This is a genomic window from Pedobacter sp. Hv1, assembly GCF_001412215.1.
GTDB lineage: Bacteria > Bacteroidota > Bacteroidia > Sphingobacteriales > Sphingobacteriaceae > Pedobacter.
The window spans coordinates 391,778-405,611 of sequence record NZ_LLWP01000008.1; the positions used below are offsets into that span (position 1 = coordinate 391,778).

Below are 13,834 nucleotides of genomic sequence, written 5' to 3' on the forward strand. Positions count from 1 at the left end.
CCTTCCAAATTTATCAGAATTATTTAGGTTCTGCATAAAAATCTTTTAGCGAATGGGTGTACACGCAATAATCGACTTTTGAATTCCAGAAGGCAATTTTTGTAAGGTTTGGTGCACCCACAGGTACCAACATTAAAGAGCGTTTACCTTCTAGTTTATATCTTTCAGCTTCTGAAATTTGGCGTCCATCTAGTGCGGTATCAAAATAGTACAAATAATCATATACAAAATCGGTATAGTCTCTTTTCGATACCTTGTCTCTGCTGGTAAATACTACCTGATCATAGTTTTTGCTCAATGCCTGTTGAAACTCTACGGCGTTTAATGGTTTGCCATTTAAAGTAGGCATTACGTTAAACTGTCCGTCAATAAAAGCCCATTTCTTTTGGTCGTTTAGGTACACTTCTGTAGCCACATGGCCTGGCGATCCTTTTCTGGTTTCGGCATCTTTTGTTTTAAGGTACAATACCCTAGCCTTAAGACCTTGTGCAATCAGTTGGTCTCGAAGCACAATGGCATAAGCAAAACAAGGGAAACGTCCACCTGCTTTTACTTCATTTAAAATAGAAATGGCATCATTGCCTTTTGGAGAATTATTTCCATCATGTTTCCATTGGTGGTGTGTCCAATTTAAGATCGACAACACTTTTTGCATGTCGTTACGGTCTTTTTTAATCAATTGGGCAACTGGGTACTTGCTTCTAAGTTCGTCAAAATAAGGTGTATTTGCTTTTGCGTAATGTAGCTGAAGGTCATTTCTTTTGGTCGTTTGACCATAAGCTACCTTATCCCATACAAAAGCCTTTGCAGCAATAATGGTATGTGCTGGTGCAGCATCGCCCATCTTCACATAAAAAGATTTGGTTTCTCCGGGCTTGATCATAAAACCAATGCTGTCTTTATCGGTTTTAAAGCCAACGTATTCGCTTTTACTATAAAGCTGAACATTCAAGGTATCGTTTGCAATTTCTGGCGAAATCCGCCATCTATTTTCGGTCCATACCTTACCATAGGCAGTGGCTGCCCGTTCGCTATTCGCTAAAATTAAAGGTTTGTTTTTGTACAATTTTTGGGCAATTGCTGGTGTAGCCAATAGGCTACATACCAACACACTAAGTAAGGAGTTCGGTTTCATGTTTCAATTTGTGTTTAAAAGTATCACTAAACTACCATAAATGATATTATTTATTGGCAATTGAGCTCATTTAAAAGACGATTAAGGCTATACAATGGTTGCATAGCCTTATTTTTACAAAACAAGTAGTACCGTAATACCCAAAAAATTTACTTTCCTTCTCTAATGTACTTTATTGCTCTTTCTACTTGTGCATCAGCAGTTCCGATCAGCTCTTTAACAGATGGGCTAAAATAAATAGCTGGTTTGATGCCAATTCTTTGGGTCTCACGTCCATCTGGATAAAAGATTCCGTTTCCTGTGAAGCTAAAGCGAAAAGCACCTGGTAGGGTCAACCTTTTTAAATCGCCATCGGCTCCAGCAGTTTGACTGCCAATAATGGTAGTATTGTTGTTCAATTGACTTAACATCATGGTATACCATTCGCCCATACTTTGTGTTTCTTCATTGGTTAAGATAATGATTTTACCGGTATACAATTCTCCCATAGGTTTAAACCCGCCATTAGGTGTAGCCATATAGTTTTCAATTCCTTCTCTATGGATAAAAGCACCAGGATCTTTCAAATCTACTGCATAATAACGGGCAAAGATAAATGGGGCCTTACCTAACATTAAAGGTAAAAAGTAGTTAAAAAAACCTGGAGCCTGTGGGTATTTTCTCATGTCTAAAATAATGGCTTTCTTGCTTTTCAACTCAGCAGATAATTGTGGAAGATCTTTCTCTGCTGGCAGGTCTTTTTCAAAAAGATGGCCCGCCCTGAACAGCACAATATCATCGCCAATATTTTCTCTGTCTTTGATCTTTTTTTGTTCTACTCGTTTTTGGATCACATCATTTACAATGAGTTGGGTGTGTTGTCTGTTCTGACGGTCTAATAGCTCTAGCTTTAGGTTCAGATCAGTCTTACCTCTTCGCACTTTCACATTTAAATTACCTGTTTGGAGGTTACTAAAGGCTAAAGCATCTGCCCTATCGTTATTAGTGGTACTCAATTCTCTGTATTTAACTGCATTGTTAGAGGCAGGAAGCAGTGCAGCTCTTTCTTTAAGCCATTTCGCTATTTTGGTTCCGTTAATGGCCACAATCCGATCGCCGATTTGCACTTCGCTATGTTTGGCCAAAGAATCGTTCAGAAATTTTTTAACGATGATCCCATTAGCTCCCGCTTGATAATCGAAAGGAGGATTATAGCGTACATTAAAAATAGCCTGAGCCATTTTCATATTTCCTGGCTCCATAATTTCCCCAGCATGCGTATCGTTAATGGCTGCTGCCAACATCAGAACACTTTTCTCATAACTGGTTCTGTTGTTGATCTTCCTAAAAACAGGCACCATCTCTTTCAACATTTCTTTCCAGGGTTGATCCATCATATATTTTGCAGGGAACAAATATTCAATTACATTCCAGGCCTTGGCCAAGGCTAATAAATTCATAGGCTCTTGGTTAAAAGTATAAGTTGCATAAGGAGCTTCATTGGGCATGTCGCCCTCGTACCACACCGTTGGAATATATTGGTGTTTGCCTGTTAAATTAACCTGATTAGACAATGCCGTTAATTGTGCTTTTAAAGCTCCAGCATATGCTTTGTTTTTGATCCAGCTGTAATCTATATTTTGCAGCAGGTGCTGATAGCTGTTCTGCTTTTTCCTTTCATAATTTTGGGCAACAGCTGATAAAGATGGGTTTATTTCACCAACCATCTCCAACATCAATTGATTGAACTGGTTGGCATCTGCATTTTTAACTGAGTCGATTAAAGCCAAAAAAACTTTGTCGGCATCAAATTGACCAGTAATGCTCTTTTGCGATTTGTATTTAACCAAACCCCATACTTGTATAAACTGCTGGATGTTTTGATTTTGCGTTTTCGCATTTTTTTGTTGCGCCTGTAATTGAGGTATATTTAACCCTACAATAGCTAAAAGGAAAAGGAAGTAATATTTAATTTTTTTCATGATCTTTTGTTTAATGGCTCAAATATCTAGGTCCAGAATTAATGAACAGAAAGTGATTGACCAACGCCAAACTTCTGTTGACAAGAAGCAAAAAGCCCTAAAACCAATCATGTGTAGCCATTAGCCAATCTTGTCAATAAAATTGGCCATTTGGTGTAATCTTTTCCTCAACAGCATTATTTTAAACTACTTTTAAACCATGAACAAACGATTATTATTCTATTTACATATTGGCTATTGGTTGTTGGTATTAACGCAGGTCTTGCTGGTCGCTTTTGGCACAGGAGTTTTAGGCACCCAGTTCGATTGGCCCATCTTCCTCTCTATTGTATTACCCGTTAAGGCTTTGCAGGTTACTTGTTCGGCCTTGTTTTTCTATGTCAACTATCTTTTGTTGGTTCCCTATGTTTTAAAAAGGGGCAGTATCTTCAAATACATCCTGTCTTTATTGGGTTGTATCTTGGTATTTAGTCCACTTTATTACTTAATGGAGCAGATTGTGTATCCATTAATTGGTTGGAAAAGCTATAGCCTAGACCTCGACTTCTTTTTCGCTTTTATTGTTGCACTTGGCGCTAACTTTTTGAACATATTTTTAGGTTTGTTGCTAAGTTATTTAATGGATTGGCGTACCATCCGTGCCGAGAAAGAAGTGGTAGAGAAAGAACAACTCAAAACAGAATTGGCCTTTTTAAAATCACAAGTTAACCCTCATTATTTGTTCAACACCATTAACGACATCTATTCGCTTACCCAACAACAATCTGAAGAGGCACCAGAGGCTTTGCTCAAACTTTCTGAATTGTTGCGTTACATGTTAAGAGAAAGCGACGATCCTTATGTACCTCTAACCAATGAAATAGATTACCTGAACAATGTTATTGCGCTGCAAAAAATTGGGCAGAAGGGCTTTTCGCATATCAACTTTAAGGTAATAGGTACAGTAGCACAGCAAAAGATTGCTCCCTTAATTTTAATTAATTTTATAGAAAATGCGTTTAAACATGGTATTTTTAAAAACAGTGAAGAACCCATCCAGATTTTGATTGCTATTGATGGGCAATCTTTTCACCTCCATTTGCGCAATAAAATTAATACGGCAAAGAAGGATAAAACTGGCGGAATAGGTTTGGTAAACGTACAAAGGCGTTTGGCCCTGATCTATCCGAACAGGCATGAGCTTTTAATTGACCAGCAAACTGATACCTTTATTGTTGATTTAAAAATTGACCTTTATGATTAGATGCATAGTTGTAGATGATAAACCTTTAGCCATTGATGTTTTAAAACATTATATCTCTAAAGTGCCATCTTTAACGCTAAGTTTTAGTACTGTTAACCCCCTTGAGGCCCTAAACAAAGTAATTGAAGGCGAAGTAGATCTCGTTTTCTTAGACATACAGATGCCCGAGCTGAGTGGTTTACAATTTATGAAGATTGTAAAAGGAAAATGTTTGGTGGTTTTAACCACCGCCTATGCCGAATATGCATTAGAAGGTTTTGAAAATGATGCCGTAGATTATTTATTAAAACCCGTTTCTTTTGAACGTTTTTACAAAGCGGTAGAAAAGGTACAACTGATTTTAAAAGGTTTAGCCGAAACCAAAAACCCAAGTACCGCAGCAGTGGTAAAGGAAAAAGAGGTGACCCACATTTTTGTAAAAACAGAGTACAAATTGATAAGGATTAATGTAGCTGATATCTTATTTATTGAGGGCTTACAAAACTATGTGATCATCCATACCGCTACAGAAAAGATTACCAGTTTACAGACCATGAAAAAAACTGAAGAGCAGTTACCTGCTGATCAGTTTATGCGTATCCATAAGTCGTTTATTGTAGCCCTCCATAAGATTACCAGTATTGAACGGAACAGGGTAATTATAGGCGATCAAACTATTGCGCTAGGAGAGGTTTACCGTGATGCTTTTTATAAGGCAATAGCTCACAATTAAGCTATTTTAATACCAATTCAACTCTTCTGTTTTTGGCTTTGCCCTCTTCGTTGGCATTGCTGGCAACTGGGGCTAAAGAGGCCACACCTTGTGCGTTGATCTGGGTTTTGTTTACCCCATATTTAGTGGCCAGTTCTGTAGCTACGGCATTGGCCCTATTCTTTGAAAGAATCAAATTCTGGTTAAAATCGCCCACATTATCGGTATGCCCTACAACGTATACCTGCATATTTGGATTAAGCTTTAAAAATTTGGCCATCTCTGTTAAGGTTGCTGCCGACTCGGGCAAAAGAACGGCCTGCCCTGTATTGAAAAGGATACCATAAAAAACAGCTTTGCCCTCTTCTTGGATATTCCCTTTAATCTCATCAGCACTGGCCACAACATCTTGTTTCATCTTTTCTTCCTTAATGCTGGTTACCGAATAATAACCAGATCCATCTGTATATACTCCTACCCAATAAAGGTCATTTCCTTTTTTAAGTTTACCATACAAATAATTATCTGCCCGATATAAGATTTCTCCACCTGCTTTTTCAATGGCATTTACATAGTTTTGGCAAATCTGTACACCTGATGGACGGCTCTGAAAGTCGCCATTAAACTTATAACTGACCATAAACTTAGGGCCTTGTTTGATAAAATCTATCCGACCTTTAACCTTATCTTTTTGGTAGATTTCCATTTGGTCGTACTCTTTTTCTACACACTCGGTTACAGTATGGTTGGCCAAGCTACTGGCAAATAAGGGATGTCCTTTACAAGGTGCATTTTGGGCGTCAGCAAATTTGCTCGCCAACAGGAACATGAAGATCAAGGCAATGTTTTTCATCTGTATTTTTTCAATAGGATAATGGCCAACCAACCATTGGCCAGCCTTATATTTAGATAGCTAAAAATACTAAAATGTTACTAAATACGCCACTATTTTTGCTTAAACATCTTGTACGAGAAGCCTTTATCCCCATCGCCCAATACAGCCACAAAAAGCGTGGTATCATTCAGCTTGGTGTATTGTATTTTTTTGGGAAAATCGTGCTTCGGGTTTTCAAATGAAAATTTGCCCTGCACTTCTTTATTCAATACAAAAGCTATTGGTTGTGCATTATTTTGGTTCAGCACTCTGGCCGTGTAAATAATTTTTTCTGCACTCATTTTGATGGATAACTCTTCTTCAACCTGTTTGTTGCCTGTTTTAATTTTGTACGAACTGCCTTCCAGTAAATTGTCCTTGTTCAGTTTCCAGGTTTCATAGGTTTCTTTTTTCTCTACCTTCCAAGTTCCTGCTAAAAAATAAAGGTCTTTCATGTTGTGGCTAGCCATTAAGCTGCTGATCACTACTACTGTAAATAGGCTGGTTATACTTTTCATGTACTTATTTTTTAAAATGTGTTTGTTTATTTCACAAAAGTGGAGCTATTTTAAAACTCGAAATTGTAAAAATGCGACAGCTTATTCGAAAGTTGCAAACAACGTAGACATGGTGAGGTTACCTGCATAAAACTTTTTAGGAGTTACCCCTGTAAACTCCTTAAAATCTTTAATAAAATGTGCTTGATCAAAATAATCGCCGGTATAAGCGATCACGGTAAGGCTAGGTGCTTGTCCTTTGAGCAATAATGTTTTTAAAGTAGCCTGCAACCTAAATATCTTGGCCAATTGTTTAGGGCTTAAACCTACCAGTGTAGCAAATTTGCGTTCTAATTGACGCCTATTGATGGCCAACTCTTTCGATAATGCTGCAACACTCATTTGGCCGTTTAAGGTTAACATGGTTTCAATACTCGATTTAATTAAACGGTCTACAGCTTCCTCGTTCACCAAACAATTGATCAGAAATGTTTCGAGCAGTTTGATTCGCTCTACTGTGGTTGCAGCTGCAAGGATTTCTTTTTCCAGCTGCTCTCCTTTAGCTCCAAACAGTTCTGGTAAAGGAACCGCCCTATTTTCCATCGTACTTGCTGGTACAGAGATAAAAGGGACGAAGCCATGGGGGTGAAAACGAATGGCAAAAATAGCTGTTTTGCCGGTCTGCCTAATTTCTAATGGTTTAGTAATCTGTCCAAACACAAAAGCTTTGGGCTGTACAATATGGCTTCCATCTTCAAAATATTGCTCGTACAAGTCGCCACAATGAAATATCATTTCCATGCAACCATCAGGCACAATCCTTTGTTTTTCAGGATTGGGGTACGCTGGGCCCTCCAATGTCCAATAACATTTAACAAAAGAATCGAGATCTGCACTTGGCAGAATGGTGTTATAGTTCATTGGATCAGCTTTGCTATAAAAATAGTGCTCCTGCAGGTTTTTTGCAAATGGATGATGTTATCATTTTGTTCAAACACAAAAAAGCACCAACCTTTTCAGATTGATGCTTGGCATATTTCGTTCAAAAAATTTATGAAGCTGTTTTTAAATTGCGCATACTTTTTGTGCTGGTACCCAATAACCTACCTGCTACAATGCAGATCAGCATGGCCGAAACAAAATATATAGTAAGTTGATTATCACTAGTTCTAAAACTGTCTGCCCTCATACCTACAATGGTTTCTAAGCTAACTCCAAGTGCACAAAAGAAAAAGATGTATTTGTTAACCTTTCCTCCTTTATTATAAAATGCAATTAAAAAGCTAGCCATAAAATATACCATTCCAAATATGGCGGCATTTAACATTATTGACCCTGTCTGCATGATTCTTGTAGATGCTGCAAAGAGTTCAATGACAAAGCCAAAACAGATGAGTGCTACAATTGAGGGTTTTTCAAATAATGCCTTAAGATTAAGACCTTCATTTTTATGGATACTAAAAACTAAACTTAATATAGCCAGCAGGATATTAATAATGGCAAACAACTGGCTAAATTCGGCTAGTAAACTTGAGAATTTATGCCCAGGATAAACTAAGGCGTAATAAATATTCCATCTGAGCAGTTTGGGCAACAAGAATGCAAATACGACCATTGGCACAAAAGAAATCAGCACAATACGGCTCATATTTTCATTCATCTGTTTCTCAATAAATTTGGAGATCTTGTTTTTTTGCTTCACAAAGTACCAGACAAAACAAGTGAACAGCAGATGGAATGTGGTAATGATGATGGTAGAGGTGGTAGAGACTTCATAAAACTTATATACGGTTAAATAAACCGAGCAAATACCTATCAATAAAATTGCCGGAACAGAGTAAATGAGATTAAAACCTAAAAATAAATAAGCCCATGTTTTATTTATCGTTACCGTGGTATTTACCTTGGCATATTCTTCGGTAAGTATTTCTGCATGCCCCAATCGTTTACGTGCAATTAAAAATGCTTCTTCTTCTGTAAGGTTATTCCGCTGCAATGCTTCGGTCGCATCGTGTAAATGAGCAGTTAATTCTATAACATCTGCATTGGTTAGGCTTCCTTGGCTTTTGATCACTGAGATATAGTCATCAACAGACTGTTGGAGGTTGAAAGTGGATGGTTCCATAGTTTATGTATTAGGTCGTTTATAAAATTCCATTGCGAATATTGTTGTTCAAGCTCCTGTTTACCCTTATCGGTAAGGGCATAATATCTTCTTTCTCTACCTGATTCTGCTTTTTTCCAGTTCCCTTCAATCCACTCCTTAGCTTCCATTTTTTTTAAAACTGGATACAGTGTACCCTCTGCCACATTTAATTGTCCTTTGGTCTTATCCCTAAGTTCTTGAATAATCTGATATCCATAACTCTCTTGGCCCCTTAAGATCAATAATACAATTGGCGCTAATGAGCTTGCCATCAATTCTTTATTTAGCTCTTTCATTCCACAATTATACATAGAAGTTCTAAGTATGCAAAACTTTTCAAAAAAAATTGTTTCCAAAAACAAAAAAGCACCAACCTTTTCAGATTGATGCTTTAACTGTACGTTTTTTCTTAAGCCAGAAATGACTTAGATTCTACGCTTAAACTTTTTTAGGTGGCAGATCAAAAGCAACAGCTTCATGCTCAAAATGGCCATTGTGCGACCCATCGCAAAAAGGTTTGTTTTTAGAAAGACCACATCTGCAGATCGAAAGAACTGTTCTTCCTTGTAATCCGTATGCATCTCCATTTCTATCTACGATTTCAAAATCGCCCTCTATCTTCACCGATCCGTTATTGTTAATTGTAAGTTTTGTTTTCGACATTTGTTTTTGTTTTCGACAAAACTAACCAATGTATGCCCACGGCTGAAATCTCATTTCTATTTAGAAACATTCTCTGGTTTAGTTGGTCCTTTTGCGTTCTTCTTCATTACCAAAACCTCTATTTTTGACATTGATCTTTGTATTTCCGAAATTATAGGCTAACGATAGTCTAAAGAACCTACTGCTGTTGTTTTCGCTATAGACTTGTTTAATTCCATTTACTACTGAAGTATAATTTTTAAGGTAAGCGGTATTGAAAATATCGTTCGCTAATATTGATACCTGCATCTTATTTTTGATCAGGTCTTGTCTTAGCCCAACATTCAATCCATACATATTTCCAACTTCATACAAGCCTCTTTTAACTTTAGAAGTAAAAAAGAAATCGGCCTGTAGCTTGGTTGTTTTACCTATAGCAAAAGTATGATTTGTGCTCAAGTACAATTGTATTCCATTTTTTGGCGTGGCATTAATGGCATTGGTGAAATTGGTTTTTGAACCCAATAGGTAAACCATGTTCTGGCTCTGCCACCAGTTTCCTACATTAATGTTATAAGTTTCGCCTATGCCATAGTAATATTCTCTAAAGTAGTTCTGTCTGCTAATTACCTGTGTATTGGTGTTGGCGTCTGAAGTAAAGATGACCCCAAAACCATCAGTGGTTACATTAAAGAAAATATTGGTTCTTAAGTTTCCTTTATACACATGTGTAAATTCGAAATTGTCGTTAAATGAGGGTTGTAAAAAGGGATTCCCCTCAGAGTAGCTGGTGCTATTTAAGTAAGAACGAAAAGGATTGAGGTTGGCAAAACTAGGTCTGTTTATCCTTCTACCATAACTAAAAGCAAAATTGTGGTTTTCGTTTTTTTGGTAAGAGAGGTAAACCGTTGGAAACAGTTTCAGGTAGGTATTGGTATTTTTTTGGTTGATGGTGAAAGAATAACCCTCAGTCTGTGTATTTTCTAACCTTAAGCCCAATTGCAAACTCAGTTTGGTACCCAACTGCTTCACCCCATTCAGATAAAATGCTTGGTTGCGCTCTTTATAATCAAATTCATTGGACCGATTTGGGTCAAAAGCAGGTGTACCACCAATGGTATTGTAATATTTTACATCGGCCTTGCTGTTTACAAAACTGAACCTAACGCCATAAGAAAGGTTGAAAAATTTAAAGGGGTGCTCCATGTCTATTTTAAGGCCAAAATTGTTGATGTTTTGGTTAGAGATATTTCTGGCCGACTGGTTGGTATTTAAAAATTCGCCACTAGGTAAAAAGGTATTCGATACAAAGTTGTTGTCTATTTTGGCACCATAGCTGAAATAATCGAGGTCTACCGAAATCTTTCTATTTAGTGTATCTAAAGTAGATACCAGATGTGCATTGTAAGTATTGCTTTTATTATTGAGGTCGTTTGCGGCGTTGGTAACCAATACAGATTGCAGGCGATGATTAACATCATTCATCTCTATGCTAGTGTGGTCTGCACGATCTGGGTTGTTAAAACTACCCAAATACTGTACGCCAATGGTGGTTTTACGGCTAAGATCATAATCTAAAGCCATACCCGTAGTTACATTGTCTTGTTTGCCTTTGCCTTCGCTCTTCAATTTCCATACACCATTGGGATAAAAGGTATCCAAATCTTCTCTCGATTTGATATTGCCCACTTTACCTCCAGCATTAAAAGAGAACTTTAACCTGTCTTTATTGTAAAAGAAACTATTGTTCAAGCTTAAGAAACCATATCTACTTTGATCGTAAGCAAGGTTGGTTGAGTTTTTCCAAGCATTGATTGCCCCTTTTTTGAGCACAATGTTAATCAGTCCACCATCGCCACTGGCCTCATATTTGGCAGGTGGATTATTGATTACCTCAATACTTTTAATGTCACTTGCAGCAATTGAACTCAAATAATTGATCAATTCTTGGCCAGTCAGTTCAAGCATTCGTCCGTTGATCATTACACGAGCCGAGCCTTTACCCAACAAACTGATGTTGTCATTTTGAAGCAGTACACCCGGTGCCGAACCTATGGCATTGATAGCATTACCTCCACTGGCCATTACACTCTGCTCTACATTAAAGATCAAACGATCGGCTTTATATTCGATCATTTTCTTTTTGGCTACCACAACCACCTCGTTCAAATTATTGCCTTGAGCCTTTAATTGAAGGGTACCTAAATCTGTATCTTTTTCTATAACAAGTTGTTTTTCCAATGTCTCGTAACCTACAAAACTGATCTTGAGTTTATAAATACCAGTTTTGATCTTTAATTGAAAAGAGCCATCTTCTTTAGTCAGATCGCCGGTTGCTGGTTTTCCATCGGTATTTAATAAAATTACATTGGCCCAACCAATAGCTTCTTGGTTATTTTTTACGTTTCCTTTCAATTGCACTTGTGCATTTACCCACATAGACAAGCTGCTTAATAAAGCAATTACAATAAGTCTTTTCATGTTTTTTCTATTTGTTGAGACAAAGTTGCTCGACAAATGGGGCAATAACGTCCGACAAAAAAAGTCGTACCTTTTTTTCAGAAAGAAAATGGTTCGACCTTTTAAAATGGCACGTACGACTTTTTACAACAACCTGATTAGGAACCGTTACGGTATTGAGTTGGCGTTAAATCGGTGTACTTTTTAAATGCGGTATTAAAGGAGGATTTAGAATTGAAACCGATATAATATAAAATTTCCTGTACGGTTAACTTACTTTTTGCAGGGTCTCTCAACATCTCCATGGCTTTCTTGATTCGGTACTCGTTTACAAAATCAAAAAAATGTTGGTCTAGGTGGTGATTGATTAAAATAGAAAGCTCACGAACAGGCATATTGATGAGGTTAGCTAAATCTTGTATGGTTAACGACGGTTCTAAATAGGGTTCGTTTTTGCTCATAAATGTTTTCAGTTCTGTAACCTTATGTTCAACCTCATTTTCAACCTCAGTTTTTTCAATTGATGTTTGGTCAATTGCAGGCAAGATATCTTTTACCAAACGTAGTTTTGAATCTACCCCTCTAAAAAGCTCTGGATGGTACAATGCCTTTAAAACAAACCAGCATAAAACACTCAAGGCAATTACACCTACTAAAAGATTGGCCCAAATAGAAATGGTGGTTAAATTCTTATACACTAAAATATTTTTGATCATTACAAAGCTGTGTGCCACCACAGAAACCATGGTCAATTGAAACAGCCAGCGATAGGTAATATTACTCGGATCGGTATAATTTTCGAGATAGATTTTTTTGAATTTGCTTAAGGCCAAAAGGATAGCTACAATATAAAAAACAAACTGCGTGTCTATAAATACCCTTAAAAAAAGTGTTTCGGGTCTATCCATATAATGGTTAAAGAAAAGCTCTTTCCCTGCTTGATTAGCCAAATATACCCCCGGAGTTACCACAAGGTTGGCGATGATAAAAGGCAACACATGTAATAGATGTTTGGGCCTTAGCTTAAAATCGGTATAACAAACAGATAACACATAAAGGTAAAAGAAAGGCATAATCAGGAACGAAGTCTGTTCTCTGAACATTTCTATGCCTAATTGGTCTTCTACAAAATAAACAACAAAAAAGCCACTCAGGTCTATCCCACTTAGGATAATGAATGATGCAAAAAGCACATTGCTTAGCTTATTTTTTGTTTTTACAGTAAGCAAAAACAAGGCTAAAAGAAAGGATACAAAAACGGCTACACAACTAACGATACCTACTAAATTACTTTTGTCCATTTTTAACCTTTTGCTTTGGCTTACTAAAGTAAATACAAAGTTTTAATTCTGGATCATTTTTAAGAAAAGCTATTCGTTAGGCAATTTTTTGAATTACGTAGGCAATCATTTCAGTACGAATATTAAAGCCGAGTTTTTGATATAATTTAACTGCCCCATGGTTATCATTTCGTACGTGTAGAAAAGGTGTTTCAGATCGATCTAATATCCTCTTGATCTGTTCGCGTAACAGTTGGTAAGCATAACCTTTGCCCAAATGATCTGGATGGGTACATACGGCACTTACCTCTGTATAGGGCGTTGGATGAAATCGATGTCCTGCCATTGCCACCAATTGATCATCCTTAAATACGCCAGTATAGTTACCCAAAACAATGGTTCTAGGTCTAAATGGCCCAGGCTGGGTCAGTTCTACCAAAGCAGTCATTTCCGGAACATCATCAGCTGTGAGATCTGTGAAGTCTGCATCTGCTCCTGTTGGGATTTCTTTAGGTTCATAAACCATCTGGAACATATCAATGTGGGTAAGCAATTTCCAGTTTTCGGGTATAACCGTTGGTTCGGGTGTAAAAACAACAAATAGACTTGCTTCAGGGCTATTTTGATAAAGAGCTTCAAAATCCGCTGCTGAATTATCTTTTAGCCCTGCAAATGAAGCAATATCTTCTTGGTAATAGTTTGCCTGATCGGTGCCTTTTGCAAAAGCTTGATGGCCAGAGATTAGCGCATGGTAAATTGGATTATCTAATATATGTTTCATGTACATCGTATTCAATAAACAAAGATATTAAAATGATTAGCGTTAATAGGTTCGAAAACTTGCTCAATTGATTAGCTTTAGTCTCAGATTTTATTTCACCAATCCATCAACTACAGTATTGCTA

At 37.2% G+C, this 13,834-nt stretch carries 13 protein-coding genes; 2 read left to right on the forward strand and 11 right to left on the reverse strand.

Annotated elements, in window-relative coordinates:
* Positions 1-19 precede the first annotated feature (19 nt).
* Both AQF98_RS16000 and AQF98_RS16005 read right to left on the reverse strand, forming a co-directional pair.
* Complete coding sequence (locus AQF98_RS16000; RefSeq protein WP_055132956.1) at positions 20-1,135, reverse strand: transglutaminase domain-containing protein; 1,116 nt, start codon at positions 1,133-1,135, stop codon at positions 20-22.
* Positions 1,136-1,284: 149 nt separating this feature from the next.
* Positions 1,285-3,096, reverse strand: coding sequence for a S41 family peptidase (locus tag AQF98_RS16005; protein ID WP_055132957.1), 1,812 nt, complete (start codon positions 3,094-3,096; stop codon positions 1,285-1,287).
* Positions 3,097-3,295: 199 nt separating this feature from the next.
* Here AQF98_RS16005 and AQF98_RS16010 point away from each other — a divergent pair, with 199 nt between their 5' ends.
* Both AQF98_RS16010 and AQF98_RS16015 read left to right on the forward strand, forming a co-directional pair.
* On the forward strand, positions 3,296-4,339 hold the full coding sequence (locus tag AQF98_RS16010) for a sensor histidine kinase (RefSeq protein ID WP_055132958.1): 1,044 nt from the start codon (positions 3,296-3,298) through the stop codon (positions 4,337-4,339).
* Positions 4,332-5,051: a LytTR family DNA-binding domain-containing protein gene (locus AQF98_RS16015; RefSeq protein ID WP_055132959.1), complete on the forward strand. Its 720-nt coding sequence runs from the start codon at positions 4,332-4,334 to the stop codon at positions 5,049-5,051. The genes AQF98_RS16010 and AQF98_RS16015 overlap by 8 nt, the downstream gene beginning before the upstream one ends.
* 1 nt (position 5,052) lies before the next feature.
* Here the strand turns inward: AQF98_RS16015 and AQF98_RS16020 are convergent, their stop codons facing one another.
* The 9 genes from AQF98_RS16020 to AQF98_RS16060 all read right to left on the reverse strand — a co-directional run bounded on the left by AQF98_RS16020 (position 5,053) and on the right by AQF98_RS16060 (position 13,710).
* Positions 5,053-5,883, reverse strand: coding sequence for an OmpA family protein (locus tag AQF98_RS16020; protein ID WP_055132960.1), 831 nt, complete (start codon positions 5,881-5,883; stop codon positions 5,053-5,055).
* A gap of 92 nt (positions 5,884-5,975) precedes the next feature.
* Positions 5,976-6,422 carry a DUF6265 family protein gene (locus tag AQF98_RS16025; protein WP_055132961.1) on the reverse strand — a complete coding sequence of 149 codons (447 nt, stop codon included), beginning with the start codon at positions 6,420-6,422 and terminating at the stop codon, positions 5,976-5,978.
* Positions 6,423-6,503: 81 nt separating this feature from the next.
* Complete coding sequence (locus tag AQF98_RS16030) at positions 6,504-7,322, reverse strand: helix-turn-helix domain-containing protein (RefSeq protein WP_055132962.1); 819 nt, start codon at positions 7,320-7,322, stop codon at positions 6,504-6,506.
* Positions 7,323-7,452: 130 nt separating this feature from the next.
* Positions 7,453-8,526 (reverse strand): permease prefix domain 1-containing protein, encoded by a 1,074-nt coding sequence (locus AQF98_RS16035; RefSeq protein ID WP_152969739.1) that lies wholly within the window; start codon positions 8,524-8,526, stop codon positions 7,453-7,455.
* Positions 8,472-8,843: a PadR family transcriptional regulator gene (locus AQF98_RS16040; RefSeq protein WP_055132964.1), complete on the reverse strand. Its 372-nt coding sequence runs from the start codon at positions 8,841-8,843 to the stop codon at positions 8,472-8,474. The genes AQF98_RS16035 and AQF98_RS16040 overlap by 55 nt, the downstream gene beginning before the upstream one ends.
* 142 nt (positions 8,844-8,985) lie before the next feature.
* Positions 8,986-9,210: a CDGSH iron-sulfur domain-containing protein gene (locus AQF98_RS16045; protein WP_055132965.1), complete on the reverse strand. Its 225-nt coding sequence runs from the start codon at positions 9,208-9,210 to the stop codon at positions 8,986-8,988.
* 78 nt (positions 9,211-9,288) lie between these two features.
* Positions 9,289-11,670 (reverse strand): outer membrane beta-barrel family protein, encoded by a 2,382-nt coding sequence (locus tag AQF98_RS16050; protein WP_055132966.1) that lies wholly within the window; start codon positions 11,668-11,670, stop codon positions 9,289-9,291.
* A 137-nt stretch (positions 11,671-11,807) separates the two neighbouring features.
* Positions 11,808-12,950, reverse strand: coding sequence for an AraC family transcriptional regulator (locus tag AQF98_RS16055; RefSeq protein WP_055132967.1), 1,143 nt, complete (start codon positions 12,948-12,950; stop codon positions 11,808-11,810).
* A gap of 76 nt (positions 12,951-13,026) precedes the next feature.
* Positions 13,027-13,710, reverse strand: coding sequence for a GNAT family N-acetyltransferase (locus tag AQF98_RS16060; protein ID WP_055132968.1), 684 nt, complete (start codon positions 13,708-13,710; stop codon positions 13,027-13,029).
* Positions 13,711-13,834 lie beyond the last annotated feature (124 nt).

Bases quoted from the DNA above. Each gene is read 5' to 3' on its own strand.
- AQF98_RS16040 (WP_055132964.1), bottom strand. From the start codon at position 8,843: ATGAAAGAGCTAAATAAAGAATTGATGGCAAGCTCATTAGCGCCAATT.
- AQF98_RS16000 (WP_055132956.1), bottom strand. From the start codon at position 1,135: ATGAAACCGAACTCCTTACTTAGTGTGTTGGTATGTAGCCTATTGGCT.
- AQF98_RS16015 (WP_055132959.1), top strand. From the start codon at position 4,332: ATGATTAGATGCATAGTTGTAGATGATAAACCTTTAGCCATTGATGTT.
- AQF98_RS16030 (WP_055132962.1), bottom strand. From the start codon at position 7,322: ATGAACTATAACACCATTCTGCCAAGTGCAGATCTCGATTCTTTTGTT.
- AQF98_RS16020 (WP_055132960.1), bottom strand. From the start codon at position 5,883: ATGAAAAACATTGCCTTGATCTTCATGTTCCTGTTGGCGAGCAAATTT.
- AQF98_RS16010 (WP_055132958.1), top strand. From the start codon at position 3,296: ATGAACAAACGATTATTATTCTATTTACATATTGGCTATTGGTTGTTG.
- AQF98_RS16005 (WP_055132957.1), bottom strand. From the start codon at position 3,096: ATGAAAAAAATTAAATATTACTTCCTTTTCCTTTTAGCTATTGTAGGG.
- AQF98_RS16045 (WP_055132965.1), bottom strand. From the start codon at position 9,210: ATGTCGAAAACAAAACTTACAATTAACAATAACGGATCGGTGAAGATA.
- AQF98_RS16055 (WP_055132967.1), bottom strand. From the start codon at position 12,950: ATGGACAAAAGTAATTTAGTAGGTATCGTTAGTTGTGTAGCCGTTTTT.
- AQF98_RS16035 (WP_152969739.1), bottom strand. From the start codon at position 8,526: ATGGAACCATCCACTTTCAACCTCCAACAGTCTGTTGATGACTATATC.
- AQF98_RS16025 (WP_055132961.1), bottom strand. From the start codon at position 6,422: ATGAAAAGTATAACCAGCCTATTTACAGTAGTAGTGATCAGCAGCTTA.
- AQF98_RS16050 (WP_055132966.1), bottom strand. From the start codon at position 11,670: ATGAAAAGACTTATTGTAATTGCTTTATTAAGCAGCTTGTCTATGTGG.
- AQF98_RS16060 (WP_055132968.1), bottom strand. From the start codon at position 13,710: ATGAAACATATATTAGATAATCCAATTTACCATGCGCTAATCTCTGGC.